At 67.7% G+C, this 25416-nt stretch carries 28 protein-coding genes and 1 tRNA gene; 7 read left to right on the top strand and 22 right to left on the bottom strand.

What is annotated here, in order from left to right; genetic code table 11:
• Nucleotides 1–43: 43 nt before the first annotated feature.
• From IE325_RS18895 to IE325_RS18860, 8 genes are all read right to left on the bottom strand, one after another.
• Nucleotides 44–361 (bottom strand): SpdD-like protein, encoded by a 318-nt coding sequence (locus IE325_RS18895; protein WP_190071111.1) that lies wholly within the window; start codon nt 359–361, stop codon nt 44–46.
• 23 nt (nt 362–384) lie between these two features.
• Complete coding sequence (locus IE325_RS18890; RefSeq protein ID WP_190071110.1) at nt 385–540, bottom strand: hypothetical protein; 156 nt, start codon at nt 538–540, stop codon at nt 385–387.
• 13 nt (nt 541–553) lie between these two features.
• Nucleotides 554–745: a mobile element transfer protein gene (locus tag IE325_RS18885; RefSeq protein WP_124440314.1), complete on the bottom strand. Its 192-nt coding sequence runs from the start codon at nt 743–745 to the stop codon at nt 554–556.
• Between the two features lie 22 nt (nt 746–767).
• Nucleotides 768–1454 carry a DUF2637 domain-containing protein gene (locus IE325_RS18880; RefSeq protein ID WP_190071109.1) on the bottom strand — a complete coding sequence of 229 codons (687 nt, stop codon included), beginning with the start codon at nt 1452–1454 and terminating at the stop codon, nt 768–770.
• A complete protein-coding gene (locus IE325_RS18875; RefSeq protein WP_190071108.1) occupies nt 1454–1660 on the bottom strand; it encodes a hypothetical protein in 207 nt (68 codons plus the stop codon). The genes IE325_RS18880 and IE325_RS18875 overlap by 1 nt, the downstream gene beginning before the upstream one ends.
• Before the next feature lie 81 nt (nt 1661–1741).
• The gene (locus tag IE325_RS18870; protein ID WP_190071107.1) at nt 1742–3097 is read right to left on the bottom strand and encodes an FtsK/SpoIIIE domain-containing protein; all 1356 of its coding nucleotides are present in this window, start codon (nt 3095–3097) and stop codon (nt 1742–1744) included.
• A gap of 2 nt (nt 3098–3099) precedes the next feature.
• On the bottom strand, nt 3100–3456 hold the full coding sequence (locus IE325_RS18865; RefSeq protein WP_190071106.1) for an SCO3933 family regulatory protein: 357 nt from the start codon (nt 3454–3456) through the stop codon (nt 3100–3102).
• Between the two features lie 139 nt (nt 3457–3595).
• The gene (locus IE325_RS18860; protein ID WP_190071105.1) at nt 3596–4375 is read right to left on the bottom strand and encodes a GntR family transcriptional regulator; all 780 of its coding nucleotides are present in this window, start codon (nt 4373–4375) and stop codon (nt 3596–3598) included.
• 18 nt (nt 4376–4393) lie between these two features.
• On the opposite strand from IE325_RS18860, the gene IE325_RS18855 reads away from it, so the two are divergent.
• On the top strand, nt 4394–4861 hold the full coding sequence (locus IE325_RS18855; protein ID WP_190071104.1) for an NUDIX hydrolase: 468 nt from the start codon (nt 4394–4396) through the stop codon (nt 4859–4861).
• Between the two features lie 379 nt (nt 4862–5240).
• Here the strand turns inward: IE325_RS18855 and IE325_RS18850 are convergent, their stop codons facing one another.
• The 8 genes from IE325_RS18850 to IE325_RS46110 all read right to left on the bottom strand — a co-directional run bounded on the left by IE325_RS18850 (nt 5241) and on the right by IE325_RS46110 (nt 11705).
• Complete coding sequence (locus IE325_RS18850; RefSeq protein WP_190071103.1) at nt 5241–6830, bottom strand: pentapeptide repeat-containing protein; 1590 nt, start codon at nt 6828–6830, stop codon at nt 5241–5243.
• 458 nt (nt 6831–7288) lie between these two features.
• Nucleotides 7289–8386, bottom strand: a complete 1098-nt coding sequence (locus tag IE325_RS18845) for a hypothetical protein (RefSeq protein WP_190071102.1) — start codon at nt 8384–8386, stop codon at nt 7289–7291.
• A 252-nt stretch (nt 8387–8638) separates the two neighbouring features.
• Nucleotides 8639–9295 (bottom strand): hypothetical protein, encoded by a 657-nt coding sequence (locus tag IE325_RS18840; protein WP_190071101.1) that lies wholly within the window; start codon nt 9293–9295, stop codon nt 8639–8641.
• Nucleotides 9296–9627: 332 nt separating this feature from the next.
• Nucleotides 9628–9942, bottom strand: coding sequence for a hypothetical protein (locus IE325_RS18835; protein ID WP_190071100.1), 315 nt, complete (start codon nt 9940–9942; stop codon nt 9628–9630).
• Nucleotides 9939–10682: a GntR family transcriptional regulator gene (locus IE325_RS18830; protein ID WP_190071099.1), complete on the bottom strand. Its 744-nt coding sequence runs from the start codon at nt 10680–10682 to the stop codon at nt 9939–9941. Before IE325_RS18830 ends, IE325_RS18835 begins: the two co-directional genes overlap by 4 nt.
• Nucleotides 10679–10936, bottom strand: coding sequence for a hypothetical protein (locus IE325_RS18825; RefSeq protein WP_190071098.1), 258 nt, complete (start codon nt 10934–10936; stop codon nt 10679–10681). The genes IE325_RS18830 and IE325_RS18825 overlap by 4 nt, the downstream gene beginning before the upstream one ends.
• A 166-nt stretch (nt 10937–11102) precedes the next feature.
• Nucleotides 11103–11414, bottom strand: a complete 312-nt coding sequence (locus tag IE325_RS18820; protein ID WP_190071097.1) for a hypothetical protein — start codon at nt 11412–11414, stop codon at nt 11103–11105.
• Between the two features lie 12 nt (nt 11415–11426).
• Nucleotides 11427–11705, bottom strand: a complete 279-nt coding sequence (locus IE325_RS46110) for a hypothetical protein (RefSeq protein WP_229911869.1) — start codon at nt 11703–11705, stop codon at nt 11427–11429.
• A gap of 105 nt (nt 11706–11810) precedes the next feature.
• Here IE325_RS46110 and IE325_RS18815 point away from each other — a divergent pair, with 105 nt between their 5' ends.
• The gene (locus IE325_RS18815; RefSeq protein ID WP_229911885.1) at nt 11811–12539 is read left to right on the top strand and encodes a GntR family transcriptional regulator; all 729 of its coding nucleotides are present in this window, start codon (nt 11811–11813) and stop codon (nt 12537–12539) included.
• Between the two features lie 175 nt (nt 12540–12714).
• Here IE325_RS18815 and IE325_RS18810 read toward each other — a convergent pair.
• The 3 genes from IE325_RS18810 to IE325_RS18800 form a co-directional block, all read right to left on the bottom strand.
• Nucleotides 12715–12801 (bottom strand) — tRNA-Ser (locus tag IE325_RS18810).
• 63 nt (nt 12802–12864) lie between these two features.
• A complete protein-coding gene (locus IE325_RS18805) occupies nt 12865–14400 on the bottom strand; it encodes a serine/threonine-protein kinase (RefSeq protein WP_229911868.1) in 1536 nt (511 codons plus the stop codon).
• Between the two features lie 240 nt (nt 14401–14640).
• Nucleotides 14641–16206, bottom strand: a complete 1566-nt coding sequence (locus IE325_RS18800; RefSeq protein ID WP_190071096.1) for a S1C family serine protease — start codon at nt 16204–16206, stop codon at nt 14641–14643.
• A gap of 268 nt (nt 16207–16474) precedes the next feature.
• Between IE325_RS18800 and IE325_RS18795 the strand changes: the two genes are divergently transcribed.
• The 3 genes from IE325_RS18795 (at nt 16475) to IE325_RS18785 (ending at nt 19238) form a co-directional block, all read left to right on the top strand.
• Entirely contained in the window at nt 16475–17326 is an 852-nt protein-coding gene (locus tag IE325_RS18795) for a glycerophosphodiester phosphodiesterase (protein ID WP_190071095.1), read from the top strand.
• 167 nt (nt 17327–17493) lie between these two features.
• A complete protein-coding gene (locus IE325_RS18790) occupies nt 17494–18132 on the top strand; it encodes an ATP-binding protein (RefSeq protein ID WP_190071094.1) in 639 nt (212 codons plus the stop codon).
• Nucleotides 18133–18272: 140 nt separating this feature from the next.
• A complete protein-coding gene (locus tag IE325_RS18785) occupies nt 18273–19238 on the top strand; it encodes a DUF5926 family protein (RefSeq protein WP_190071093.1) in 966 nt (321 codons plus the stop codon).
• 242 nt (nt 19239–19480) lie between these two features.
• On the opposite strand, the gene IE325_RS18780 is transcribed toward IE325_RS18785, so the two are convergent.
• Complete coding sequence (locus IE325_RS18780) at nt 19481–20122, bottom strand: hypothetical protein (RefSeq protein ID WP_229911867.1); 642 nt, start codon at nt 20120–20122, stop codon at nt 19481–19483.
• 55 nt (nt 20123–20177) lie between these two features.
• Entirely contained in the window at nt 20178–20837 is a 660-nt protein-coding gene (locus tag IE325_RS18775; protein ID WP_190071092.1) for a bifunctional DNA primase/polymerase, read from the bottom strand.
• Nucleotides 20838–21339: 502 nt separating this feature from the next.
• On the opposite strand from IE325_RS18775, the gene IE325_RS18770 reads away from it, so the two are divergent.
• Complete coding sequence (locus tag IE325_RS18770; RefSeq protein WP_190071091.1) at nt 21340–22845, top strand: PP2C family protein-serine/threonine phosphatase; 1506 nt, start codon at nt 21340–21342, stop codon at nt 22843–22845.
• A 168-nt stretch (nt 22846–23013) separates the two neighbouring features.
• Nucleotides 23014–24474, top strand: coding sequence for an aminopeptidase P family protein (locus IE325_RS18765; protein ID WP_190071090.1), 1461 nt, complete (start codon nt 23014–23016; stop codon nt 24472–24474).
• Nucleotides 24475–24579: 105 nt separating this feature from the next.
• Here IE325_RS18765 and IE325_RS18760 read toward each other — a convergent pair whose 3' ends face one another.
• Nucleotides 24580–25407, bottom strand: coding sequence for a triphosphoribosyl-dephospho-CoA synthase (locus IE325_RS18760; RefSeq protein ID WP_190071089.1), 828 nt, complete (start codon nt 25405–25407; stop codon nt 24580–24582).
• Nucleotides 25408–25416: the final 9 nt, after the last annotated feature.

Here is a 25416-nt window from a genome sequence, read left to right as displayed (position 1 = left end):
GGGCGGCGGATGCTTGGCGGTATCAGGGCCGCCCGGGGGCCGGTCAGCGGTGCTTGCCCTCGGAGGCGATCAGGGAGCGGATCACCAGGGCGCAGATGGTGAGCGAGACGGCGGTGACGGCAACCGCGAGGAGCATCGAGACGAGGACGGCGCCGACGACCAGGACCACGGCCGTGCCGCCACCGACGACAGTGACCAAGGCACCGGGCGTGAGCTGGACTCTGGGCCGGGACGGAGCCGGGACCGCGGGGGCAGACGGCGGGGTCTGAGTGCTCGGGACGACGGCTGCCGACTGGACGACCGTGGACGGGGTGACGATGCCAGTCGGCATCGGGTTGGTCGGCACCTTGGGGCGGAACATCGTTGAGCTCCTTTCAGGACGGGCTACTTGACGAGGCTGTTGATGGCGGGGGCCAGGACGCTGTCGGCGAGGAGGAAGCCGCCGAGCAGAAGCACCGCGATGAGCCAGGCGGGTGGGCGGATGAGCTTGACGCCGAGGTAGCCGACGGCGAGCAGGGCGAACCAGAGCGGGACGTCCATGGACGGTGGCCTCCTAGCGGACCTTGCAACGGTGGGTGCGGGCGGCGAGCTGGGCGGCCGAAGAGCTGGAGAAGTCGGACGACCAGCCGCAGCGGTCAGCGGTGCAGACGGCGGCGTGCTTGGTTTGGCCGTTGCGGTCGCGGTGGGTGCCGATCTGCACGGGGCCGATCCGCATGACGGAGTGGAAGTGGTCGCGGGCGGGCATGGTGGGTGGTTCTCCTTCCTGGTCAGGCGAGTTGTGCGGCGATGGCATCGGCGAGGTGGGACGGGACGCCGAGGCGGGCGCGCAGGGTCTCGGTGTCGATCCGAGTCCCGGTGCGGGTGTGGTGGTCGTCGGCGACCTTGCGGGCGTGGTCGACCAGGGCGGCCGGGACCGCGACGGTGGGAGTCGGGGCGGGGGTCGGGGCCGGGGCGGAGACTGGGAGCGCCGGAGTTTCCTCGGGTGCGGTGGCCGAGGCGGGCTCAGAATTGGGAGCGGGCTCGGATACAGGGGTCGCGGGCGTTCGTTGGGTTGCGGGCGTTGCGGGTGCCGGCGGATCCGGCACCCGGTCTCCGGCTGAGTGGGCGAGGAGGGTGCCGCCGAGGAAGGCGAGGGCAGGCCACCCGGCGATACCGAAGCGCAGCCAGGCCGGAGGGTGTTTGAGGTCGAGAAATCCGGCAGTGGCGACGTTGGCGCCGAGCGAGGCGAACAGCGCGATCAGGAACCAGCACCAGGCCAGCCGGGACGGACCGTCCGAGCGCAGCCGTCGCCAGGCCGCGACGAGCAGGAGGTCGACGCTGATCGGGTAGGCCCATGCCTTCCAGCCGTCCTGTCCGGCAGCAGCGGCGAGGTCGTGAAGGTGGGCAAAGGACAGGGCGCCCGCGATAACGGCCTGAACGAGCACGGCGTCCACGCGGAGTCCGGTGCGGGCCATCAGGATCCCTGTCCGGGATGGTCGGGACCGTCGCTCGGGTCGTAGCCGGGCGGGAGGAGACCGGGCGGCGGCTCCGGCAGGGACGCGGCCAGAGACGCACTCACGGCGTCCACGAAGCCGAGGTCAGCCCCGGAGGTCTCGGCGTACAGGGCGAGATCACCGAGCATCACGAACGTACGGACGATGTCCTCGCAGCGGGGGCACATGGCGGGGTTCTCCCTTCTTCAGGCGTGGAGGGGGTAGGGACCTGGCGCGAAGGGGTCGCGCCAACCGTCGAGCAGGAGGGATCAGGCCGTCGCCGGAGCGGCCTTGGACAGCGGCGCCGAGCCCGCCGAGGTGCCCGTCAACACAGGCCGGAAGGGGGCCAGTTCAGGGAGTTCCGGAGTGCGGTGAGCGTGCCGGTTACAGATGTTGACCGCATGCCGCAGCGTCGTGTGCGGGGCACGGATGCGGGCCCAACCACCCGTCGAGTCACCGGTGATGGCGACGCCGCGCATATCGGCGGGGATCTGGATAACGGCCAGGACAGCGTCCGGGGCGATGTCGCCGAAGGCCATGTTGGCGGAGGTCTCGTCGTTGACGCGGTGGGCGGTACGGCCGGTGAGCTGGGCACGGAGCATGGTGATGCTCTTGCCGAGTTCGGAGCCGAAGCGCTGCCCGCAGATCTCCAGGTAGATCCCGGCGGCGCGGCCGAGCTGGGCGAGTCGGACCAGCGCGGTGACGATTCGGTCCCGGCGCTTCTCCTCTTCCCTGGTGGCGAACAGGGCAAGTTCGGCGACTTCGTCGACCAGGACCACGATGGGAGTCGGCCGTAGCTCGTCGGGCAGGTCCCAGATGCCAGCGGCGATCTCCGCATCCGGAACATCGGCGGTGATCCGCTGCTCGGCGCGAATGATCCGATAGACCCCTTCCATGCGCTTGACCAGCGCATCAAGGAGTTCGACGGCGGTGTCGGGGTTGTCGGCGAGCGCGGAGAACCGGCGAGCCAGCGGGAACAGCTCCACTCCCTGCTTGCAGTCGATCCCGACGAGCGCCACGTCCATCGGGGCGAGCCCGGCGACGAGGTTGCGTTGGTAGACGGACTTGCCGGATTCGGTGGCGCCGAGGGTCAGTGCATGGGGGACCTCTCGGTAGTCGCGGTAGTGGATGGAGCCGTCCTCACGCAGGGCGACCGGGACCCGCATCGGACGCGTGTCGGCCTTGGCAGGCATCTGCACCCGCTTGAGTACGTCGTAACCAGTCATCCGTAACTCGACGACGCCGGAGCGCAGTTCACGGGAGGTGACGCCGTACATCGAGAAGGAATGCCGAAGCCGATCGGAAGCCGCCGCGAGGTCGAACGCGTCTTGTCCGGGCCGGAGCTTGAGCCGTAGGACCAGGCCGGTCCGGGTCGGCCGCAGCCGCAGGATCCGAGGAGCCCGGGACTCCGGTACGGGCCGATTGGTGGCCCGGGCAAGTGCGAGACGCCAGCGCGAGGGCGGGACGGTCAACCCGCAGGCATCCATGACCGACGCGTAGCGGACCAGGACCCGCACCGTGGCGAAGGTGACGCCGAAGGTCAGCCAGTACCAGGCGGGGCGCCGCCACCGCAGGAGACCCGCAGTGGCGACGACCAGCACCAGCGCGACCGTGAAGCCGGTCATGATCAGGCCGCCTGGGGCTCTACGGCAGCAGCGGCGAGCGAAGTCACGGCGACCGCGCGGAACGCGATGCCATGCCGCTTCTGCCCGTTGAACTCGTTCTCCCACGGCCGGGCGATCAGACCGGTGAGCGCGACTGGCGTGCCCATGGTCAGCTCACCGGAGATGCCGGTCTCCGGGACGGTGATGGAAAGGATCTCCACCTCCTCGTTGGCCGCGAACATCACGTCCACGGTCATCAGCTTGGCGCCGGTCTCGGCGTCGGTCGCGATCTCGCCAGTACGGCGGTCCTTGATCTTGACCTGCGGGTTCTTGGCGACCATCACGGTCGCGGCGGAGGTGTCGACGGGAATCTGACGCACAGCAGTTCACTCCTCTATAGATGCTGAACTCCGTCACTCATGTATATGAGTTTCATGAAGAAGAGTGCCTGACTCCTATACATGAGTCAACCCGTCGCTACGAAGAACTCGCGACGGGTTGAAGAGAGTTGAGCGCGCGTCAGTCGGCGGCAGGGATCCGGTACTCGAAAACGAACTGGTCAGCGGCCATAAGGGTGTCGCAGACCTCCACGACACGACCCTCGATCGTCACGGCGTTTCGGACCAGATGAACCACCGGGGAGCCAGGACTGAGCGCCAGTTCCGACGCTTCCGCCTTGGAGGCCGGGCGCGCTTGCAGGGTCTCGACGTACTCGGCGAACTCGTGCCCGTGCTCTTCGAGTCGGGCGTAGATGCCACCGCCACCGGGGTTCTCGGCGAACAGTTCGGGGATGTCCTTGACGACGTCCCACGGCAGGTACGACGTCGCGGTCTCGACGGGCGTGCCGTTACGGAAGTACAGGCGACGCCGGGCGAGCACCTGAGTGCCGGCGGGAACGTCCAGCCGCGCAGCGATGTCCTCGGGCGCGTCCATCGGCCCGATGTAGAGGACGCTCACCTTGGCCATGGCGCCGGACTGTGCCGACTCTGCGAGGTAGGCGGCCTTGCCGCCCTGGCGGTGCGAGCGCCGGAAGCGATCGGATGACCGATGCCGAACCGGCGGCCGGTCCTTCACGATCGAGCCCTTGCCGTGCCGCGTCTCGACGAGCCCGCTCGCACGAACCTCGACCATGGCCTTACGAATCGTCCCACCCGAGACCTGATAGCGGTCGACGAGTTCAGACTCACTCGGCACCATCTCACCGGGCTTGAGGACGCCGGCCCTGATCTGCTGCACGATCTCGTCAGCGATCTGCACGTACCGAGGTACGGACCGCTCTCCTCCTACCGCGGTTCCCATGGTCCTTCTCTTCCTCCTATGCTCCTGTACATGAGTACATCACGGGAAGCGACCTCCACACCACCGCTGCACTCGGTGTCCGTGGCCGGCGTGGTGGTCCGCGAGGACGGCCGCCTCTTGGCTATCCGCCGTGCCGACAACGGCACTTGGGAGCTCCCCGGCGGCGTACTCGAACTCGACGAGGCCCCGGAGGCCGGCGTAGCTCGCGAGGTCCTAGAGGAGACGGGCATCCACGTCGAGGTGGACGAGCTCACCGGGGTCTACAAAAACATGACCCGAGGCATCGTGGCCCTGGTCTTCCGCTGCAAGCCGTCCGGCGGCACGGAGCGCACGTCGAGCGAATCGACGGCCGTCTCCTGGCTCACGCCTTCGGAAGTCACGGAGCGCATGTCCGAGGCATTCGCCATCCGCCTCCTGGACGCGTTGGACGGCAACGGCCCACACGTACGGAGCCACGACGGCAAGCACCTGGTCCCAGCGGGATAGGACTTTCCCTACGTTCATCAAGGCCCGCGCACGGCGCGGGCGCGCGCCGCCTCGACGGCGCGGCCTGCCTCCTGTCTGCGCCCCGGCTGGCCGCGCCCGGCGGCGCGCTGGCGAGCTACGGGCATGAAGTGGGAGACACCCTCTGTGGCTGGGGCGGTCGGCTCCACGGCTTTAGGCAGCCACTTTGGGGCGAGCCTCGAAGATCATGGCCCCAACGTCGTGCTTTAACGGGCAGGTCCACAGACTGCCCGACGCGCCGGAAGCTTACGGGGCCATGATCACTCGCCCCAAAGCAGCTCCAGCCCAAAGCCGCTCCACCGACCTATGCACACACCTGCGAGCTTGCTGCGCTGCACCCTTGCTTGTCTTCCCGCATCACCTATGGCAGAACGAGCGGTGCGTTCCAGCGTACTATTTCATGCCGCCCAGACGGCAACATCCCACTCGAAATTACCCAACCGTAAGGCACAGATCGCATATTACCAGGACTCTCCACCGAGCAGTCCCAAAACCTAACTGCCCACCCATCAAACCTTAGGAAAACAGTCTGCCCATTGAAGAGAACCCTATGGAAATTAATAGTCCGCCCACCCTGCGGAGCCGTAAATGTTACCTTCTGTTCAAACGCTACCCCCTTAAATGTGACACCTTTCCCCATCTCGGCGTCTCTATATGAGACATCACCCCTAAAAACCGTGTCGTAAATCGAGGCTCCCGAATTGAATCGACATTCCTTGAACGATACACCTCCGGCGAACTGTGAGTCGCGAAGACGCACGCGGCCTTCGAAATGCGCCGCTCCGAAAATCGCATCCTTATCGAACTTGGCGGCACCAAAAGTCACAGGACCACGAAATCTTGCCTGCAAGAACCGCGCCTGGTTCGCAAATACCACTCGAAAGAAACGAACGTCCGAGACAAAATCTACGCGAGTAAAGACGGCCGCTTCCAAAAATTCGGCACCATCAAACACGGTGACGTCATGAAAATTAGCCACCTTAAAGACTGCCTCTTTGTGAAATTTGACTCTGTCGAAGCGTGCACCTAGGTCAAAGTTTGCTTCACTGAATTCACAGGGCCTTGCAAAGCTTGCTTCATCAAACCGTACCTGGCCGGAAAAATGGCACTTTTCGAAATCCGCGAAACCGTGAAAATTGGCTCCCCGAAAACTTACACTGCGCCCAGATTTTAACTCAGCGAACCTTGTGGTGCCTACAAAACTGGCGTGATTGAACATGCCCTCATCGAACTCGCAGTTGGACAAATTGAAGGTAATAAGCGAAGCTCCGGTAAGATCCAGTCGAAGACCGGCCCAAAACTCTCCGTCACTCTTGGATGAATCCAACAAATGGCGCCGCAGCACGGTCTGAACTGTCAGCCGAACCTGCATCTCCTGTTTCTGCTCATCGTCTAATACTTCATTCTGCAGCGTGTACGGAGTCGCAGAGCTGAGATCGACAGAAGATGGGACGGGGAACGGCATGCGCAGATAGGCGCAAATTACTTCAGTAATCGTCTGCCTGTGTCCAGGATTCGCCTGCGCCAACCTCTCAAGGGCTAGAATACCGCCGATTCGCACTGCAGTCTTTTCGCTTCCAAGTTGATCCACCGCCTTTCCGTATAGATCAGTTATCCTCCTCTCCGTCGCGTCCATAATTTCATTCTCAGAAACCTCCTCTTGATGCAACTGAGAGCGTTCCCCAAGCCACTGTCGGCGGGCTGCTAGCAGCAGAGCCATTGCTCCCCCAGCGCCCGCTCCCACGCTTAGCCCTGTCCGGATCGCGCTAATCTTCACGGCGGCGATTTTCGCCTCGTCTGCGCTTCTAGAGTCCGCCTCTATAACTAGAATCCACGTCGTAACGGCAGTGATCGCGCACGCCGTTAGGAACGATGTAATGACAAGCCGCCAGGAGATTATCTTCAGTTGCGTTCGTTCTGCATTTCCCCGCTGAGCACCCGGCTTCTGCATGCGGCAAGTATGCCGTCTCAGAGGCCTGAGAGTCAGTTTTACTGATCAACCGTTACCTTAAGACGGGAGTGGCCGGATCAGCGGCGCGGTCGCTGCGCTTGGCCGCGGCCAAAGCAAAAGCGCCCTCCCGGGCCGTCCTCGGGCCGTGGAAGGGCGCTCAACGTTGACCAACGCCGACAACTAACGACAGCTCAGCAGCAGGTCAGGACGTTGATCGGCAAGACGGCCGCAGGTCACGGCCACCGATGATCAGTTGTGGCTGTGCAGCGCCCGCGTAACCACAGCTACCGATCTAAGCCTCGCCGCCTCAGACTGCTGGGCTTGCCGGCAGGAGTTGCTGGCACGGGATACTCCAGCATGCTGTCATGGCCCACTTCCAGCTTGCTGCTAGCGATTTCGGCGGCGCCGACCAGTGCGTGACAGGCTTCGCGGGTGAGGACGTCATGGCAGCCGCGGATCTACAGCGACAGGACGAATGGGTGTGCCATCGGGTTGAAGCCTTGATACACCGCAGGCCACAACTCCACAGGTTCAGAACCCATCAACTCAAAAGCCTGACCCGTGCTCCAGAAATGCAAAACTACGGACGACAAGTGATTCGCCGAAATGCCTTCCGGATTGTCGAGCATGAAATGGGCTAGAACCTCTTCAGCGACGAAACATCTGCCCATGGCATCCGGAGCTCCAGCCGAAATCAGGAGACGATCATTGGTGGGCTTGTCTTTCCGTTTGACGATCTTTCGCAGGTTAGCCCACTCAAGCGGTGCCACATGGTCCGACTGGAAAGCCAACCCCACGCTCACCCCGGTCATTGCGAACAACCCAGATGCGGGAGCACCTCCGAGTAGCGGAATGGACATGAAGTTGACATCGTCAGGTGTTCTTACTGGGTCAGCGCCAGTTACCTGCATAGGGGGCTGAGATCCTTGAACCGTGAATTGGTCTGGATCTGGACGATGCGTCACGAGGGCATCAATCAACCGCTCATAGGCACTCTGCTTATTGGCCTTGAAAGGCAGGCCGGCAGGATCATCAGCAGCACCGAACCACATGGAAATGTGGTAGCCAGTCAGATGGCCGATGCGATGCCTTTGCTGTGGTGCAAGTCGCTTGGAGACCTCAAAGAAGAGAGCCTGAGCGTACCTTCGGCTGGAATTGCTGAAAGCTGTCAGTTCCCAGCCGATCTTATTTCCGGCCACGTGTGTATAAATGTCAGGGGGATCTTCACCGGGGGCAACCGGGTCTATCGCCTCGTAGAGTTCGCCACCTGTGGAGCACCTATGATCAGTAGCGAGCCGTTGCAGGTGGAGGATTTCCAATTCCGCCTTGGGAATCGGCGCGCCGACACGGAGCCAACTGACCGGAGTCTCGTTGGCGATAGCAAGCCAGGGCTGTCTATCCTCATCCTTGCCCCTCATTGCCATAGCGAGGGGAGCACCCCACGGAGACGGCACGAAGTTGACACCTTCAACGGTGCGGTTCTCATGCAGCCTGATCGGGAGCAGGATCATGTGGCTCTGTTCAGGCGGGTTCCCCGGCTCGGCTTCCTGTGACACGTGCAGAAGGCTAGCAACGGTTGGCCATCTCATGCCCGCGCTTTGTCAGTTAGCGCTCAAGACCGTCCTCATGCAGTTCACGCATGCCAGACCCGTGCCAGATTGTGCGGGGAACCACGGGGCCCACCGGGGAACCAGCGGACCGGTCCCTAGGCGCCGCACCACTGCACCGCAGGTCAGCCCGGCAGCGAGCCCCAGATCACGTCAGCTTCCCAAGCTGAGGTCGGCACTGAGGAAAGAAGGGATCACCCGTCAGGGCTTCGCTCGCTGCCCGTCGGCGATCTCGGCACAGGATCGTTGGTCGGTGCCCCGACTGACATTGACTTCGTCGCGTGGTCGAGCGCCTGTGGGATAGCCGTGGGAAGAGAACCTCCAGAGATCGGCACCGGCGGAGAGCGTGTCAGCCTTGCTGCCGTACATGTCGATCACCGTTGTCGCGAGCATCTCGTGAGTCAGTCCATCGACATCGACGGCCGTCAGCGTATAGATGTTCCCGATGTGGCCGGGACCACCAACGTTGATCTGCTCCGCGTGCCAGCGTCCGCTACGCATGGTGGCCTCGCGGGCGAAGACGACGCGGTTGTCTCCCGCCTTGTTCGGGAACTCGACCGCGATCCAGAGGTGATGGCCCTTCGGGAGAGCTCCGCTACCTCGCAGGCTCTGCACACAGCGAGGAATCACCACGTCCTTGCTGTCGTCGTGTGAAGTGATGTGGATGTCGTCGCTGTGGGGCCAGAACAAGAACCCACCTCCTGCCGGAAGTGCCAGCACAGCGGCGACTGTTGCGACAACTCCACCACGGCGATTGCGGTACGCCTGCCTGATTGAGAGGGCAAGGCTGCGCCACGATTCCTTCTGGTAGGCCCAGAACCCAGCGGGACTCAGAGTACTTCCGGTCGGCTCGCTCATGATCCCCCCAAGGTCGCCTTGCAGATGGCAAGGAGCATGAAAGGAACCTAGCGATCTGGCAGTGTTAGGTCACTCACTGTCGCGAATCGGCAACGGAGTGACCAGTTATGCCCGCTATTACTCGTTTGATTCTTTTCGGTGATCGGCAGTTTCCTCACACCGTACTCAGAACTCTGCCGTCTCACTTTCCGTCTCATTCGAGAGACGTTCGAGCGAGGCCGCTGCATGCGCCCGCCTCGGCGACTCGCCGCCCGTGAGGGGAAGGGAACCCGGGTTTGTCCCGGACTCCCTTCCCCTCATTCAATGGAGGCCGGGGTCGGCACGTGCCGTTGTCAGCCGCTTTGCCAGATGCCGTGTTGTTCGTTCACTGTGAGAAGGTGACCGCGGCTGGTGGCGATGCGGAGTACGTCTCGCAAAGCCTCGGTCAGTTCCTTCGCCAGCCGTAGTACGTCCTCCGGGCCCGCGTCCTGGTCGTCGAGGGTTTCGGAGGCCCGCTCCAGCAGTTCGGCCGCCGCGCCGAGTTGGACGGCTTCGATGTTGTCCGCCAGTTGGGACATGTAGCCGTCCTGGTCGTCGGTGCTCAGGTAGCAGGGCTTGCCCTCCGGACCCGACCACGGGAGAAGCCGCAGTTCGTTCCGAGCCATCATGCTTGGATCTGCCTCTCGTCGGTCATGTGGTGGGTGGCGAGAACCGCGTCGACGCGGTCCCCCGGGAACACCAGGAGGGCGGCTTCGACGATTCGCCCGGTGACGTCGGTTGCGACGCGCGTGATCCCGAGGACTGGCGCAGCGTGACCGATCCGGAGTGTCGAGGCTTCGTCCGGTGTCGGTGGGCGGGCGCATGCCGTCTCCCGGACAGCGGCCGGCGGCGGGCCTAGGACCGCGAATCTCGTGGCCGCCTCCCAGCATGAGGAGGTGTCGTCGAGGTCTCCGACGGGTGCCAGGTCGCGCGGGATGTAGACGCGGGCCAGCCCGTGCGGTGACTCTCCCGCGTGGCTGACGCAGGAGAACTCGGCGAGAGGACTGCCCACGGGCACCTTCAGCAAGGTTGTGAGATGCCCGTGAGCCTGCACAGTGGTGCTGCGAACGGTGACACGCAGAGCCGGTTCGGCAGCGGTCCACGGGTCCAGCGTTCCCCATCCGCCGACGTACATGATCTTGCGGCGAGGACGGCGGACGAAGTTCCCCTTGCCGTGGATCTTTTCGACGAGCCCTTCGCCCTGGAGCACCGCGAGGGCTCTCCGCAGCGTCACGGTGCTGACCTTGTACCGGTCGGCCAAGTCGGCCTCGGACGGCAGACGCTCGCCGGGCTGGATACGGCCGGTCGTGATCTGGTTCCGGAGGTCATCGGCGATGTCCTGGTGGCGAGATGGCACGGCCCCGGTCACCGCCTTCTCAGCGTCCGCACGGCCACCAGCCGAGTACGCGTGTGTATGGTCAGCAGCTCGCCCGACTCGAAGACCAGTTGCTTGGCTCCCTGGGGCAGTTGGAAGAGATCGCCCACCCGGCAAGCCTGGCCGCCGAGTTGGATGATGTCGCCGCGCTGCACGGTCGCTGCCGTGACCTCGATGTTGGAGACCAGCGCGCCGCCGAGGGCTCGTTCGTTCACCGTGCCACCTCCGCTTGCGTGGGCTGGTCGCATGCCGAGTGACACGGACAGTCGCACGCTTCGTAGATCACCGGGAGGTCGACCGGCGCCGCTGCCGGGGAGGACTCCGCGCAGGCGGGGTGCGTGCCGATGCAGCAGGCGATCGAGCGGTAGGGGCCAGCCGAGGCGTCGGTGATGGGCAGCCGTTGTCGAGAAGGCATCAGTTGACCCCCGCGAGGGTCGACCAGGCATCGGCCGGCAGGTACGGAGCGATGACCACGGAGCGCGCCCGCACACGCCTCTCCCAGGCCAGCACATACGGACGGACGAGCGCGATGTCCTCGCCCCTGAGCGAGTGTCGATGGTCCGGTCCGATGAAGGCCCCTTCCACGACGACTGTTGACGCGTCAGCAGACGCAGGGGAGGCGGACGAGGCTGACAGCCAGGCGGGCGTTAAGGGGCGGCGGTGCCTGCCCTTGGGGAAGTAGCGCGCCCTGGTGAGGAAGACGGCGCGGCGGATACGGTTGAGCACGCTGCTCAGCTCCTATCGCTGATGGCTCGGTCCCCCGACATCGCCCGTCGTGGGGACCGCTTTGCGTACGACCGCCCAGAGGGTGCGGCCGCTCAGGCTGGTGGCGAGGAGCCCGAACTGATCCGCCTCGGCCACCACTTCTAAGGCCTCCCGCCACGTCTCGGCGGAGACCGATTCCGGCACCTCCGCCACGACCGACGTATGTCGGGGGTGTTCCTCCACTCGTGTGAGGAGCCCGAGGACGGACAGCCGGGCGGCGATGGCCGCCGCGCTAACTCCCGAAGCGGGCACAGGGCAGCCTCCGTCACCAGCGATCACTTTGAGTGAAGCTAGTTAACTAGATTAGAGCTAGTGGACTAGATTTTCCATATGCCTGAGTAGCCGCCCTATCTCCGCATCGCCGACGAACTACGGCGACGCATCGCGGAGCACGTGTGGGAGCCGGGGGACCGCCTCCCCTCCCGCGCCCAGATCGGCCAGGAGTGCGGCGTGGGCGAGAACGTGGTTCGGCGGGCTCAGGAGTTGCTGATCTCCCAGGGTGTGCTGGAAGGCCGCGCGGGTTCCGGTACCTACGTCGCCGAGCCCCGGCATCGGGTGCGGGTCGTGCGGTCGTCGGCGCGGGAGCAGCCCAACGGGTCACCGTTCCGGGCGGACATGAAGGCCGTGGGAAGGCAGGGCGACTGGGAGAGCCGGACGGACGCCAAGGTGCCGGCGCCTGATGACATCGCGGCGCGGCTCGGCATCGCCGAAGGTGAGCTGTGCGTCCGGACGACGTACGAGTTCCTGGCTGACGGCAGGCCTATCCAGTTGTCGACGAGTTGGGAGCCGTACGACCTCACCGCCGGCACGCTGGTGGTCCTCCCCGAGGGAGGCCCGCACGCCGGGGCCGGAGTCGTGAACCGGATGGCCGCGATCGGTGTCACGGTCAGCCATGCCGTGGAGCAGCCCGAGCCGAGGCAGGCGACCGCCGAGGAGGCGTCACTACTCGGCATTCAGAAGGCCGCACTCGTCACGCACATCCGCCGGACGTACTACAGCGACCAGGGTCGCCCGGTTGAGACGGCGGACATCGTCGTGCCCGCCGCTCACTGCGAGATCGTCTACGAGATCCCGATCAACCGTTAGCGGGCAGGCGGTTGCCCGCCTACTGGATCTTTGGAAACCGAGCCTCAGGCGTGCCCTCCGCGTGCCCCATCCGTGCCCGATAGAGCGGGAAACCAGGGGGAATGGCGGGGTCCGGCGGGCAGCGGGCAAGGCAACGGCCCCCGACCATATTGCCTGGTCAGAGGCCATTCACCTGCGGTGGGTGTGGGATTTGAACCCACGGTGACATCGCTGCCACGACGGTTTTCAAGACCGTTCCCTTAGGCCGCTCGGGCAACCCACCTCGCTCCGGCCCGCCGGGGGCGGAGCGGGTACAGCGTACCGGCACCGTGGGGTGTGCAGGGGGTCAGGTGCTGTCCTTGAGGCGGAGGCCGTTGAGCGCGGCGTCGAAGACCGGGCGGTACTTGTGCCAGTCGGCGTCCGGGGCGGACAGGTAGATCACGTACTGGGTGCCGTGGGTGTTCGCGAAGGCCAGCTCTGCGGCGCGGTACGCGCGTGCCCGGCCGTCGAAGGTGAACTCCCAGTATCCGGCGGGCCGTCCGCGGAAGGTCGTCTCGGCCATCCGCACCCGCTCGTAGTTGGCGTTGTCGCGGGCGGTCTGTTCCTCTTCCGTCTCCCGCCAGTGACGCAGCGGATCGGTGCCCGCGAACTCGATGACGTTGACCCTGAGGCCCACCAGTTCCGACGGGTCTATGTAGACGACTTCGCCGCCGGCCAGCGTCTTGGCCTTCCAGCCGTCCTGGACGGGCACGGAGAGGTCGTCGGTCGGCTTCTCGAAGTGGTAGCCGGCGGGCAGCGGCGGCACGCCGGCGCTGCGGCTCGTGCTCGGGACGGGGGTGGTCGCCTCGGAGGCGGACGCGTGCCCGGACGGCTTCTCGGACCTGCCGTCGAGCCACCACACCGCGCCGCCGACGAGACAGGCCACGAGCGTCACGGCCAGGGCCGAGAGCGCGACCGTACGGCCGCGACGAGCGCCACCTCTGTCCGCGGCCGGTGGTGGTGTGCGGTCCTGGCGCGTGGGCGGATCGAGGGGCGCGGTCGCCGTGCCGACCAGGTCAGCGAGGCGGCGTTCGACCTCGTGCACGTCCATGCGTTGTTCGGGGTCCTTGACCAGGAGACCGTCGATCACCGGGGTCAGTCCGGCGGCGCTGCGCGGGGGCTCGTACGGGTCGGTGGCGATGGCGTACGCCGTTTCGAGCGCGGTGTTCCGGCGGAACGGGCCCTGGCCCTCGACCGCCTGGTACAGGGTCGCCCCCAGCGCCCACAGGTCACTGGCGGGGCTGGTCTCGGGGCGGGCGCCCCGCAGCCGCTCGGGCGCCAGGTAGCCGATGGAGCCGATCAACTCGCCCGGCTTGGTCAGCGAGGACGTGCCCGACTCCATGGCGATCCCGAAGTCGGTGAGGACGATCCGCCCGTCGTCGCCGAGCAGCACGTTGCCGGGCTTGACGTCCCGGTGCAGGACGCCGGCGTCATGGGCGGCGCGCAGGGCGGAGGCCATGGCGCGGCCGATCGCGGCGGCTTCGGCGGGTGGCAGTGCGCCCCGCTGCTTGAGTACGTCGCTCAGGGTGAGCGAGGGTATGTACTCCATGACGATGCAGGGCAGGCCCTCGTCGTCGAGCACGTCGTGCACCACGATCACGTTGGGATGGGCGATCCGGGCGGCGCTGCGGGCCTCGCGGCGGGTGCGTTCGTAGAGGGTCCGGACCTCGTCGTCCTGGAGGTGCGGCGGGATGTGCAGCTTCTTCAGGGCCACATCACGGCCGAGGAGCCTGTCCTCGGCCCGCCACACGGTGCCCATGCCGCCACTGCCCACCCGCTCCACCAGCAGATACCGGTCGGCGACGAGCCGCCCAAGATCGGACACCGTGCGCCCGCCCCCCATCCAGCTCTTCCCTTCGCGCACTTGCTTCCCGTTCGCGAACAGTCCAGGTCGAGAAGGCACGATAGTCCATTCGGGTGTAGGGACTATCGGTGAACCTGGTGGACGTCGTGGACGTGGTGGACGTGGTTCCCAACGCCCCGGGGGTGCCCGGAGGTGACGGCTTCCGCGGGAGCGGGCGGCACGCGCGCGTGGGCGGCCCTCAAAGGGAATCCGCGGTACGCGCGCGTGGCCGTCGTCGGGTCAGCTGTCGCCCTTGCGGGAGGTCAGCGTGAGTTCGGTCGTGTGGGTCTTGCCGTCGCGTTCGTAAGTGATCGTGACCTTGTCGCCGGGCTGGTGCGTCCAGATCTCGCCGATCAGGGTCGGGCCGGAGTCGATCACCCGGTCGTCGAGCTTGATGATGACGTCGCCGGGCTTCAGGCCGGCCTTGTCGGCGGGGCCGCCCGACTCGATCGGGTCCGCGCTGCCGGTGCGCTGGTCGACGATCTTGGCGCCGTCGGTGGTGTCCTCCGTGGAGACGGAGGCGCCGATCTTCGCGTAGACCGGCTCACCGGTCTTGATCAGCTGCTGGGCGACGTACTTGGCCTGGTTGATCGGGATGGCGAAGCCGAGGCCGATCGAGCCGGACTGGCTGGTGCCGCCGAGGCCGTTGGCGGCGGACTGGATCGCGGAGTTGATGCCGATGACATTGCCCTGCGCGTCCAGCAGCGGGCCGCCGGAGTTGCCGGGGTTGATCGAGGCGTCCGTCTGCAGGGCGCTCATGTAGGAGGGGTTGCTGCCGGTGCCGTCGCTGGAGGCCACCGGGCGGTTCTTGGCGCTGATGATGCCCGTCGTGACGGTGTTGGAGAGGCCGAAGGGGGCGCCGATCGCGATCGTGGAGTCGCCGACCGCGACCTTGTCGGAATCGCCGAGCGTCAGGGGCTTCAGACCCGACGGGGCGTTCTTGAGCCTGATGACCGCCACGTCATAGCCCTGCGCGTGGCCGACGACCTCGGCGTCGTACTTCTTGCCGTTCGGGAACGTCGCGGTGAGCTTGCCGCCGTCGACCGCGTCGGCCACCACATGGTTGTTGGTGACGATGTGGCCCTCGGTGTCGAAGACGAAGCCGGTGCCGGTGCCGCCCTCGCCCGCGCTGCTCTCGGCCTGGATGGTGACGGTGCTCGGCAGCGCCTTGGCCGCGACGCCCGCGACGGTGCCCGGGTCGCGCTTGAGGGAGCCGCCGCTGTCGGAGGCCGCGACGGTCGTCGAGGAGGTGTTCTCGTCGTTCTTGGCCAGGGTGTAGCCGAGGCCGCCGCCCAGGCCGCCCGCGACCAGCGCGGCGATGAGGACCGCGGTGAGCAGCCCGCCTCGCCCGCGGCCGGACTTCGGCGCCGGCTGCTGGTAGGCGGCACCCCACCCGGGGCCCATACCTGCGCCACCGGCGCCGCCCGCGTCACCCGCACCGCCACCGGCACCACCCGCGACGGCACCCATCTCGGCGTACGACGGCGTGCCGGGCGGCGGCGGAGGCGGCCAGGAGGCGTCGGGGGCCGAGCCCTGGGAGAAGGCCGGCTGGGAGGCGGGCGGCTGAGCCCCGCCGGCGGCTCCGTCGGCGGCGTCGTGCGCGGCGTACGGCTGTGCGGCGTACGGCTGCGTCCCGTTCGAACTCGCCGGGGCGGCATCCGGCACCGGTGGAAGCTGAGTCGTCGGTGCGGCGTCGGGCTCGGGAGCCGGGCGCTCCTGGGATGCCGGAGCAGCAGGAGCATCCGCCGGCACGGGGGGTGCGGACGGGGCCGGTGGTACCGCGGCGCCCTCGTTCTCGGTGCTCACAGCTTCTCTCCTATTGATCCACGGCTGCTGATATCGGTCGCACTCGGTCACGCCCGTTCACGGTTGTTCATGGCCGGTGCGCTTCAGCTGTGCATGTCTTTTGTATGCCGTCAGCTTTTCCCACGGGCCGTCAGAGCACCATAAGCCGTTGCTGTGCGTCCACGGCCACTCCTTATATAGGTCATGTGAGACTAAACGGGCGCAATCCCAGCGCTCCCGCGACTGCTCCGGTCGCACGCCTACCCCGGGGCGGTGGCACCATGACGCGGTGACCCACGCACGGCAGCACCAGATCCAAGTCGTCGCCCACCGCGGAGCCTCCGAAGACGCTCCCGAGCACACCCTGGCCGCGTACAAGAAGGCGATCGAGGACGGTGCGGACGCCCTCGAGTGCGATGTACGCCTCACCGCGGACGGCCATCTCGTCTGTGTTCACGACCGTCGCGTCAACCGTACGTCCAACGGCCGCGGCGCGGTCTCGGCCCTGGAGCTCGCCGAACTCGCCGCCCTGGACTTCGGCTCACGGAAGAACCGTGACTCCTGGAAGAACCGGGCCGAGGAGCCCGACTGGGAATTCAGCCCGGAGGACCCCGAGGACACCTCCGTACTGACCCTGGAGCGGCTCCTCGAGCTCGTCGCCGACGCGGGGCGGCGCGTGGAGCTGGCGATCGAGACCAAGCACCCCACCCGATGGGCGGGACAGGTCGAGGAGCGGCTGCTGCTCCTGCTGAAGCGCTTCGGGCTCGACACGCCCGCGTCGGCCGCCGAGTCCCCGGTGCGCGTGATGAGCTTCTCGGCGCGCTCGCTGCATCGCGTGCGTGCCGCCTCGCCGACGCTGCCGACGGTCTATCTGATGCAGTTCGTCTCACCGAGGCTGCGGGACGGGCGGCTGCCCGCGGGCGTCCATATCGCGGGTCCCTCGATCAGGATCGTGCGCAGTCACCCGGCCTATGTGGAGCGCCTGAAGCGGGCCGGTCACCAGGTGCACGTCTGGACCGTGAACGAGCCCCAGGACGTCGACCTCTGCGTCGAGCTGGGCATCGACGCCATCATCACCAACCGCCCGCGCGCGGTGTTGCGCCAACTCGGCCGCCCACAGGGACACACCTCAAACCCCTGAACGTCTGAAACCCCATCAACCACTTCAATCACTGCAATCCCTGCGCAACCTCTTGACCCCACACCTCCTCCACCCTCATCCTCCACTCTCGGCCACACCGAAAATTTCCAGCCATCTCGATTACAGGGAGTGCACCGGCGCGTTCGGTCCGTATTCGGTCGTTGCGAATGCGTCACCGGACATTGATTGGCCGGTTTCCGGTACAGGCCAATGGGGCATCCACACCGTGGCGTGGGGCAAAGGAGGTCTCGGGGGTGGCGTTGGTGGTGGCACAGGAGGTGCCCACGTCGTCGAGCATGGCCGTACCCCATGGTCCTGCGGGCGTGGGGGAAGCGAGGCACCGTATGCGCTCGCAGTTGCGCAGGGGTGGCGTGGCGGAAACGGTCATCGACGATGCCGTATTGATTCTTTCCGAACTCTTGAGCAACGCGTGCAAACACGGCCGGCCGCTGGGTGACGCACTGTCAGGGGACGGCGACGTCCGGGCGGCATGGCGCGTGGACACGAGCGGCAGGCTCACCGTGGAGGTGACGGACGGAGGCGGACCCACCCGCCCTGCTCCGGCCACGCCCTCGGTCACCGCACACGGCGGCCGCGGGCTGAACATCATCACCGCACTCGCCGACGACTGGGGCGTACGGGACGACGCCCGGGGCGAGGTCACGGTCTGGGTCGTGGTCCACGACGACGTGCACGATCCTGACGCGGGGCACCGGCGGAACGACTTCGCTACGCGCGTCGCGGCACCCTCGGTGAGCGCGATGTCCGGCCTCGACTTCGCGGACGCCTTCGACGACCTCGACTGAGGGCGACCGGGGACGATCTGGGCCGAACCGGCGCTTCTCCCGGCACGACCCTGTGGGTTGTCCACAGGCTCCCGTCGGCCATGGCGTGAACGGCTAGGCTCGCGCCGTACCAGACGAGCCGTAACCGGGAGACACCCACGATGGCCAAGAAGCGAGTCCAGACCAAGGCCAAGCGCCCGCAGCTCAGCGATGCCGAAATCCCGGTAGTCGGCGCTCGCGAACCCTGCCCGTGCGGCAGCGGCCGGCGCTACAAGGCCTGTCACGGCCGGGCCGCCGCCCAGGCGGTGACCGAGCTGGTGCAGCGTCCGTTCGAGGGGCTGCCCGGCGAGTGCGACTGGGTGGCCCTGCGCGAGCTGGTGCCCGCCGCCACCGTCGAACTGCCCCTGAAGGGCGGCCTCCCCGAGGGCGTCCCGTCGGTCACGCTGGCCACCGTGCTGCCGATGGCCTGGCCGGCCCTGCGCCGCGACGACGGCTCGGTGCTGATCGGCCTGCAGAACGACACGGCGTCCGGCGACATCAGCCGCGACCTCGCCGACACCCTCCAGCAGGCCCTCGCCGCGCAGCCCGGCACCCCGGTCCAGGGCCGCCGTGCCCCGGCCGACGGTCCGCGGCTGCAGGATCTGCTGGACCCCGAAGGCGCGTTCGAGCCAGTTGTGCACCCGGGCTTCGAGTTCTGGGTCCCGGACGCGGAGAACGCCACTCCGGAAGTGACCGCGTCCCTGGAGCGTGCGAACGCCGCCGCCATCCCGACCGTGAAGCTGACCGGCGTCGACTCCGCCTACTGGTGCGAGACGCCGGACAAGAACCACCTGCGCTGGGTCATGCCGCACCCCGAGGAGCAGCTTCTGGACGCCCTCGCGCGGCTGCACGCGGCGGGCCGTTCGAGCCTCGGCGAGGGCACCCGCCTGGTGGGTTCCTTCCGCGCTCACGGCCTCATCGTGCCGGTGTGGGACCTGCCGAGCGGTGTCGGCGCCGAGGATGTGGAGAAGCCGGCGGCCGAATTCGCCGAGCGCCTCGCAGCGGCCCTGGCGACGGACGCCCCGCTGACGGCGGACGAGCGTCGCGCGCGGGGCGGCCTGACCAACCGGCAGGTCACGCTGAGCTGACACGGGCCGCGGAGATCGGGTTCGGCTGAACCGCCGTTCAGTCGAACCGACCGCCCGGGAGAGGTGAATCCGATCACAACTCCCATGCGGAGCAAGGGAATCCGTGACTTGAAAGCCCGGATCGAATTTGCGAACGGCCGATCTCTTGTTACCGTTCCATTAGCCCGGTTGCTGGTGCATCCCCCGTCGCCAGCAACCGGGTCTTTCCATGCGTGCGGTTCTTTACGGAATGACGTCGTACGTCAACCGCCCGTGGGCGCCTCGGAATTACCCGGCGCGGAGTTGCTCGCGGAACGCAGCAACAGCGCCCCGCCCCCGGCCCGCTCCGCGAACTCCGTGACGGCCGTGTAGGCGTCGAGTCCGGCGCGTGTGCGCTGCCGCGGCGTCTCACAGGTGCCCGGCTCGTCGTCCGCGCCCACCTCACAGCGCATCTGCACCGTGCGTCCCGCCGGCCCCATGAGGCTCAGTACGGAGTCCAGGGTGCCGCCGGTCGCATTGCGGAAGTAGGTGCGCGCCCAGGTGTCGGCGCCCTGCGTGAGGACACAGGTCTGCGCCTCGACGCCCTCGGGCGAGGTCAGCTCGGGACCGCAGCGCACGGCGGTGGACAGGCCCAGGTCGAGCAGGACCGGGGAGTCGGTGGGCGCGGCCGAGGGCGCCTTGGCGTCGCCGCGCGGGGACGGACGTACGGCACCGTCCTTCGGGGGAGACGCGGAGGGCCGTTCGGCGCGGCCCGCCTCGACGACCTGGCCGGCGGCCGCCCAGGCCAGTGGCAGGGCGATGGCGGCCGCCGCGACGGACGCGAGGGCGATCAAACGGACTCTTCGCTGGTTCGGCCCGCGGCGATGTGTCGACGGTGCCCTATTTCCCCTGGAATGACGCGGCATATCCGGAAGATAACGACCATGTGGGTGTGCACCGTTCCGCGCGCGCCGGAGACCCCTACAACTCGGGGGCGCTCACACCCGTACGAGTGAGGGCCTCGACCACGGCGTCGACGACTGCCTCGACATCGGGCACCCATGGGGAGGCCGAGCCGGGGAGCGGTGCGCGCTGCCAGCTGATCGGGCCCTGGCCCGTCTCGGACGGGGGCAGGGCGAGATAGCCGCCCTCGCCGTGGAAGCGCAGGGAGCCGGGGACGAAGTCCTTGGCGTACAGCAATTCGCCCAGTTGTTCCATGGAGTACGGCTTGACCAGGATCGCCCAGCGGGCGGGCGAGGCGACGACCGGCCCGAGGCGCATGCCCATGCGGTCGAGGGCGGTCAGTGCGTGAGCGGCCGGCAGGGCGGGGAGGCTCACCGCGCAGGGAGCCGTACCGCCGGTGGCGAGGATGATCGGGGCCGCGGGCCGGTTGCTCCACCACCAGCGCACCATGCGCTCATCGGTGGTGGCCGCGAGGAGCCCGGGGTCGAAGGGGTGGGCACCGGGAACCGTGCACTCCGGGTCGGGGCAGCCGCAGCGGGAGTGCCCCTGCGGGTGCGTCGTCACTCCCGGCAGTACGGGCCACTGCCATTCCGTCGCGAAGGTCAGGGCCGCGCTGATCAGCTCAGGCCTCCCGTCACCGCGCAGGAGCCTGCGTCGCCTTCCGAGGATCTCGCGCATGAGCGCTCGTCCTTTCCGTTGCACCGCTGGCAACACCGTGGACCACATCACACCATGTGTCGATCACTGCACTGTGCGTACCTAATGGCGCATCACACCCCTGCCTTGAGCAAGGGAAACCCCTATGGGTCGAGCGTTGGCTGCTTCCGCGGCAGCCTCGTCCATACTGCGTCTACCAAAAGCATGGGCGTGGCGCGGGGTGGCGAAGTCTGGCGTTTTGCCGTCGCGCGTATTTCTCTTCGCCTCCGCCACGGGAGGATGGGGCACGATCGTCGGTGGCTAAGACGCCCGGGTCCGTCACCAGGTTCCGGGCGGTTGTCAACCACCCCTGGCCTTCACCGAGTACGTACCCATCACGACCGCTGTGACGCTCTGTGGAGCGAAACCAGTCGACCGCAATACCCCGTTCCCTGAAGCAGTTTTAAGCCAACTTTGCCTTTGTGCAAGAGGTCTCCGCGGAGTGTTCAGGTTACCCACGGACACCAGGAATCCCAGCAGGACAATGCTGGACATCCCCTTACGAGTGCGTGTACATGTGGAGACACTGCTAGCGGCGCAGAATGACATGGGGGTTTGCGATGCTTTTGAGCAATACGCACCGGTCGGAAAGCCGGACGCCATGAACGCCCCTCACCCTCCGAAAGTGGCCGGAATCGATTCGACGGTTCCCTCGCCCGCACACACTGTCGCGCCCGCGCCCGCGGGCACCTCGGCGGTCACTCCGCCGAACGCACCCGGCGCGCTGCTCCAGGACCGTCTCGCCGGCTGGGTCTCGGACCTCACGACCCTCCATGAACTCACCGAACGCCTGGCCCGCACGGCCACGCTCGCCGAGGCCCTGGAGGAACTGCTGCGCGCCGGATCCGCCCTCGTCGGCGCCCGGCGCGGCCTTGTCGTCCTGGAACCGGCGGACGGACTCGGCCCCGACACCACCATCGGCCTCGGCCTCGCCCGCGCGGACCTCGGGCACATCGAGACCGTGCCGCGCAGCGCGATGTCGTACGGGAGGATCCTCGACGGACTGCCCGGCGGAGACGGCGAGATCGCCCAGCCCGACCTGCTCTCCGAGGACGGACTCGACCCGCGCCACCGCGAGGTCGCCGCCCGCCTCGGCTACGCCGCCAGCTACGCCCTCCCCCTGGCCACCGATGCCGCGGGCCGTCTCGGCGCCGCCGTGTGGCTGTACGACGAGCCCGCCGAACCGGCCGAGCGCCAGCGCCACCTCATCGGCCTGTACACGCGCTACGCCACCGAGCACCTGGCGCGGCTCCTGGAGGTCGAGCGCACGCGCGCGTGCATGCGGACGATGGCCGACGAACTCCTGCCCTCCCGGCTGCCCCGCATGGCGGGCGTGCAGCTGGCCGTCCGGCACAGCACCGGCCCGCGCGGGGGCGGCGACTGGTACGACGCGCTGCCGCTGCCGGATGCCGCGCTCGGCCTCGCGGTCGGCTCGGTGACCGGGTCCGGGCCCAGCGCGGTCGCCGCGATGGGACGGCTCAGGGCCAGCCTGCGCGCGTACGCCGTGATGGAGGGCGAGGACCCGGTCGCGGTCCTGTCCGACCTGGAGCTGCTGCTCAGACTCACCGAGCCGGCCCGCTCCGCCACCGCCCTGTTCGCCTACTGCGAGCCCGCCCTGCGCAAGATCACGCTCGCCGGTGCCGGGCACGCCCCGCCGCTGCTGATCGGCGACCGGCGCACCGAGTTCGTGGAGACCTCCGTCTCCGCCCCGCTGGGCATGCTGGCCTGCTGGGAGGCGCCGAGCGTGGAGCTGACCGCCGAAGCCGGAGAGACGGTTCTGCTGTACACCGACGGGCTGCTGCACCGCACCGGCGACGCCACCGACCGCGCCTTCGCCCGGCTGCACGCGGCGGCCGCCGGGGTGCCGAGGGCGCTCAGGCACGACCCGGACGCCGTCGTCGACCATGTCCTGCGGACCGTGCTGCCGGACGGGGTGGACCGGGCGGACAGCGACGAGGACGTCGTCCTGCTGGCCGCGCGCTTCGAATAGCGGGCCGTGGCCCATTCGAGTAGCGGCTCGTGGCCTCTCGGTCACTCCTCATAACAGGCATGTGGCCCGCGCCATAGCAGTGGCGGGCAACGGCCTCTTCGTCCCTGGGCTCCGTCCCGTACGACCGTACGATGGACGGGGTCCAGTGCCGTATCGAGGAGGATGACCGTGGCCGACGAGCTCACCCCGGAGACCCCGGAGACCGAGTCCGAGGAGCCGATCAAGCAGCGCAAGAACGGCCTGTACCCGGGCGTGTCCGACGAGCTCGCCGAGAACATGAAGTCCGGCTGGGCCGACACGGAGCTCCATGACCTGGAGCCGATCGCCCAGGCCGCCGAGACCGCCGCACGGCGCGCCGCGCTGTCGGCGCGGTTCCCGGGCGAGCGTCTCGTGATCCCCGCGGGCAACCTCAAGACGCGCTCGAACGACACCGAGTACGCCTTCCGGGCGTCGGTCGAGTACGCGTACCTCACCGGCAACCAGACCGAGGACGGCGTGCTCGTCCTGGAGCCCGTCGCGGACGGCCACCAGGCGACGATCTACCTCCTGCCGCGCTCCGACCGGGAGAACGGCGAGTTCTGGCTCTCCGGCCAGGGCGAGTTGTGGGTCGGCCGCCGGCACTCGCTGACCGAGGCGCAGACGCTGTACGGCATCCCCGCGTCCGATGTGCGCGAGCTCACGGACAAGCTCCGCGAGGCGACGGGTCCGGTGCGTGTCGTACGGGGCTACGACGCCGGCATCGAGGCCGCTCTCACCGACAAGGTCACCGCCGAGCGGGACGACGAGCTGCGGGTCTTCCTGTCCGAGGCGCGGCTGGTCAAGGACGACTTCGAGATCGGCGAGCTGCAGAAGGCCGTCGACTCGACCGTCCGCGGCTTCGAGGACGTCGTCAAGGTCCTCGACAAGGCCGAGGCGACCTCCGAGCGCTACATCGAGGGCACCTTCTTCCTCCGCGCGCGTGTCGAGGGCAACGACGTCGGCTACGGCTCCATCTGCGCCGCAGGTCCGCACGCCTGCACGCTGCACTGGGTGCGCAACGACGGACCCGTGCGCTCCGGTGAGCTGCTGCTGCTCGACGCGGGCGTCGAGACGCACACGTACTACACCGCCGACGTCACGCGCACGCTGCCCATCAACGGGCGGTACAGCGAGATCCAGCGGAAGATCTACGACGCCGTGTACGACGCCCAGGAGGCCGGGATCGCGGCCGTCAAGCCGGGGGCGAAGTACCGGGACTTCCACGACGCCTCGCAGCGGGTGCTCGCCGAGCGGCTCGTGGAGTGGGGGCTGGTCGAGGGGCCGGTGGAGCGGGTGCTGGAGCTGGGCCTCCAGCGGCGGTGGACGCTGCACGGCACCGGGCACATGCTCGGCATGGACGTCCATGACTGTGCCGCCGCGCGCGTGGAGTCGTATGTCGACGGCACGCTGGAGGCGGGGATGGTGCTGACCGTCGAGCCCGGGCTGTACTTCCAGGCCGATGATCTGACGGTGCCGGAGGAGTATCGGGGGATCGGGGTGCGGATCGAGGACGACATCCTGGTGACGGCGGAGGGGAACCGGAATCTGTCTGCTGGGCTTCCTCGGCGGTCGGATGAGGTGGAGAGCTGGATGGCCTCACTCAAGGGCTGATGTGTGATTGATGGCCGGGTACCGGAGGGGTGTCCGGCCATCGTTGCGGGCTGCGGGTGGATCGTGGCTGGTCGCGCAGTTCCCCGCGCCCCTGGGGGGTTGCCCCTAGGCGGCGTGGATCATTACCGGTATTGAGTCCAGGAACAGGGCTCCTGCCAGTAGGCCCGCGCTCCCCCGTGGGCTCCACGCGCGTGTGTGCAACTCGGTGTCGAGGGACGACAGGGCCTGTGCGCCTTCCTTTGTCGCCGTGCCGCCTGCCTCCAGGACTCCGCGGGCGCCTGCCTGGACCTGGCGTAGGCCCAGGGGGCCTGCCGTGTAGAGCAGTTCGGTGTCCTGGAGGGTGGACATCACCGTGAGCAGGGCGTCCAGGCGGGCCTGTTCCTCCGTGGCGCCGGCCAAGCGGGAGTTAATAAGGGCGTCAAGCGCTCGCCGTACGTGCGGGAATCCGGCCCGTGCCTCGCCGCGTGCCCCGGCGGCGCCGTACTTCGCGGATACCGAGGAGCCCCGGGAGGGTCTGCGCGGGGCGCGCTTGTCGGTGTGGGCGGCGATGCGCTTGGCGGTCGCCGCGACGTCCCGTGCTCCGGCCCGGGGGTCGAGTGCGGCGGCGGCGACCAGCAGGCCGAGGGCCCAGAGGGCGCCCCGGTGACCGCCGCCCGCGAGGCCCACGGAGTGCTCGGTGCATCTGCCGATCGCGCCGAGTTCCGTACGGAGCCCCGGGGTGGGCTCGCCCGTGCGGCGGGCGGCGGCGGCCATCGCCGCGAGGCCCGGGGCGAGCGACTTCGCCGACCAGCGCAGCATGCAGTGGTCCCGGCGGGTGACACAGGCACCGAGGTCGCGCGGGTCGGGCAGGCCCGGCTTGGGAGCCAGGGCCAGCTGCCCGGTCAGCGCGGTCACGGCGGCCTGGGCCAGCGCGTCGTCCTCGTGGCTGCTCATGGCCGTACT

It is taken from the genome of Streptomyces lanatus (genome assembly GCF_014655715.1).
In the GTDB taxonomy this organism is placed as follows: Bacteria; Actinomycetota; Actinomycetes; order Streptomycetales; family Streptomycetaceae; genus Streptomyces; species Streptomyces lanatus.
This window is presented reverse-complemented; position numbering and strand designations above follow the sequence as displayed.

Coding starts and splice junctions, on each gene's coding strand:
- IE325_RS18770 (WP_190071091.1), top strand. CDS start 21,340: ATGCTGGACATCCCCTTACGAGTGCGTGTACATGTGGAGACACTGCTA.
- IE325_RS18805 (WP_229911868.1), bottom strand. CDS start 14,400: ATGGGGGGCGGGCGCACGGTGTCCGATCTTGGGCGGCTCGTCGCCGAC.
- IE325_RS18850 (WP_190071103.1), bottom strand. CDS start 6,830: ATGCAGAAGCCGGGTGCTCAGCGGGGAAATGCAGAACGAACGCAACTG.
- IE325_RS18835 (WP_190071100.1), bottom strand. CDS start 9,942: ATGATGGCTCGGAACGAACTGCGGCTTCTCCCGTGGTCGGGTCCGGAG.
- IE325_RS18785 (WP_190071093.1), top strand. CDS start 18,273: ATGGCCAAGAAGCGAGTCCAGACCAAGGCCAAGCGCCCGCAGCTCAGC.
- IE325_RS18825 (WP_190071098.1), bottom strand. CDS start 10,936: ATGCGACCAGCCCACGCAAGCGGAGGTGGCACGGTGAACGAACGAGCC.
- IE325_RS18895 (WP_190071111.1), bottom strand. CDS start 361: ATGTTCCGCCCCAAGGTGCCGACCAACCCGATGCCGACTGGCATCGTC.
- IE325_RS18890 (WP_190071110.1), bottom strand. CDS start 540: ATGGACGTCCCGCTCTGGTTCGCCCTGCTCGCCGTCGGCTACCTCGGC.
- IE325_RS18760 (WP_190071089.1), bottom strand. CDS start 25,407: ATGAGCAGCCACGAGGACGACGCGCTGGCCCAGGCCGCCGTGACCGCG.
- IE325_RS18840 (WP_190071101.1), bottom strand. CDS start 9,295: ATGAGCGAGCCGACCGGAAGTACTCTGAGTCCCGCTGGGTTCTGGGCC.
- IE325_RS18880 (WP_190071109.1), bottom strand. CDS start 1,454: ATGGCCCGCACCGGACTCCGCGTGGACGCCGTGCTCGTTCAGGCCGTT.
- IE325_RS18780 (WP_229911867.1), bottom strand. CDS start 20,122: ATGCCGCGTCATTCCAGGGGAAATAGGGCACCGTCGACACATCGCCGC.
- IE325_RS18885 (WP_124440314.1), bottom strand. CDS start 745: ATGCCCGCCCGCGACCACTTCCACTCCGTCATGCGGATCGGCCCCGTG.
- IE325_RS18875 (WP_190071108.1), bottom strand. CDS start 1,660: ATGTGCCCCCGCTGCGAGGACATCGTCCGTACGTTCGTGATGCTCGGT.
- IE325_RS18860 (WP_190071105.1), bottom strand. CDS start 4,375: ATGGGAACCGCGGTAGGAGGAGAGCGGTCCGTACCTCGGTACGTGCAG.
- IE325_RS18775 (WP_190071092.1), bottom strand. CDS start 20,837: ATGCGCGAGATCCTCGGAAGGCGACGCAGGCTCCTGCGCGGTGACGGG.
- IE325_RS18790 (WP_190071094.1), top strand. CDS start 17,494: ATGCGTCACCGGACATTGATTGGCCGGTTTCCGGTACAGGCCAATGGG.
- IE325_RS18855 (WP_190071104.1), top strand. CDS start 4,394: ATGCTCCTGTACATGAGTACATCACGGGAAGCGACCTCCACACCACCG.
- IE325_RS18870 (WP_190071107.1), bottom strand. CDS start 3,097: ATGACCGGCTTCACGGTCGCGCTGGTGCTGGTCGTCGCCACTGCGGGT.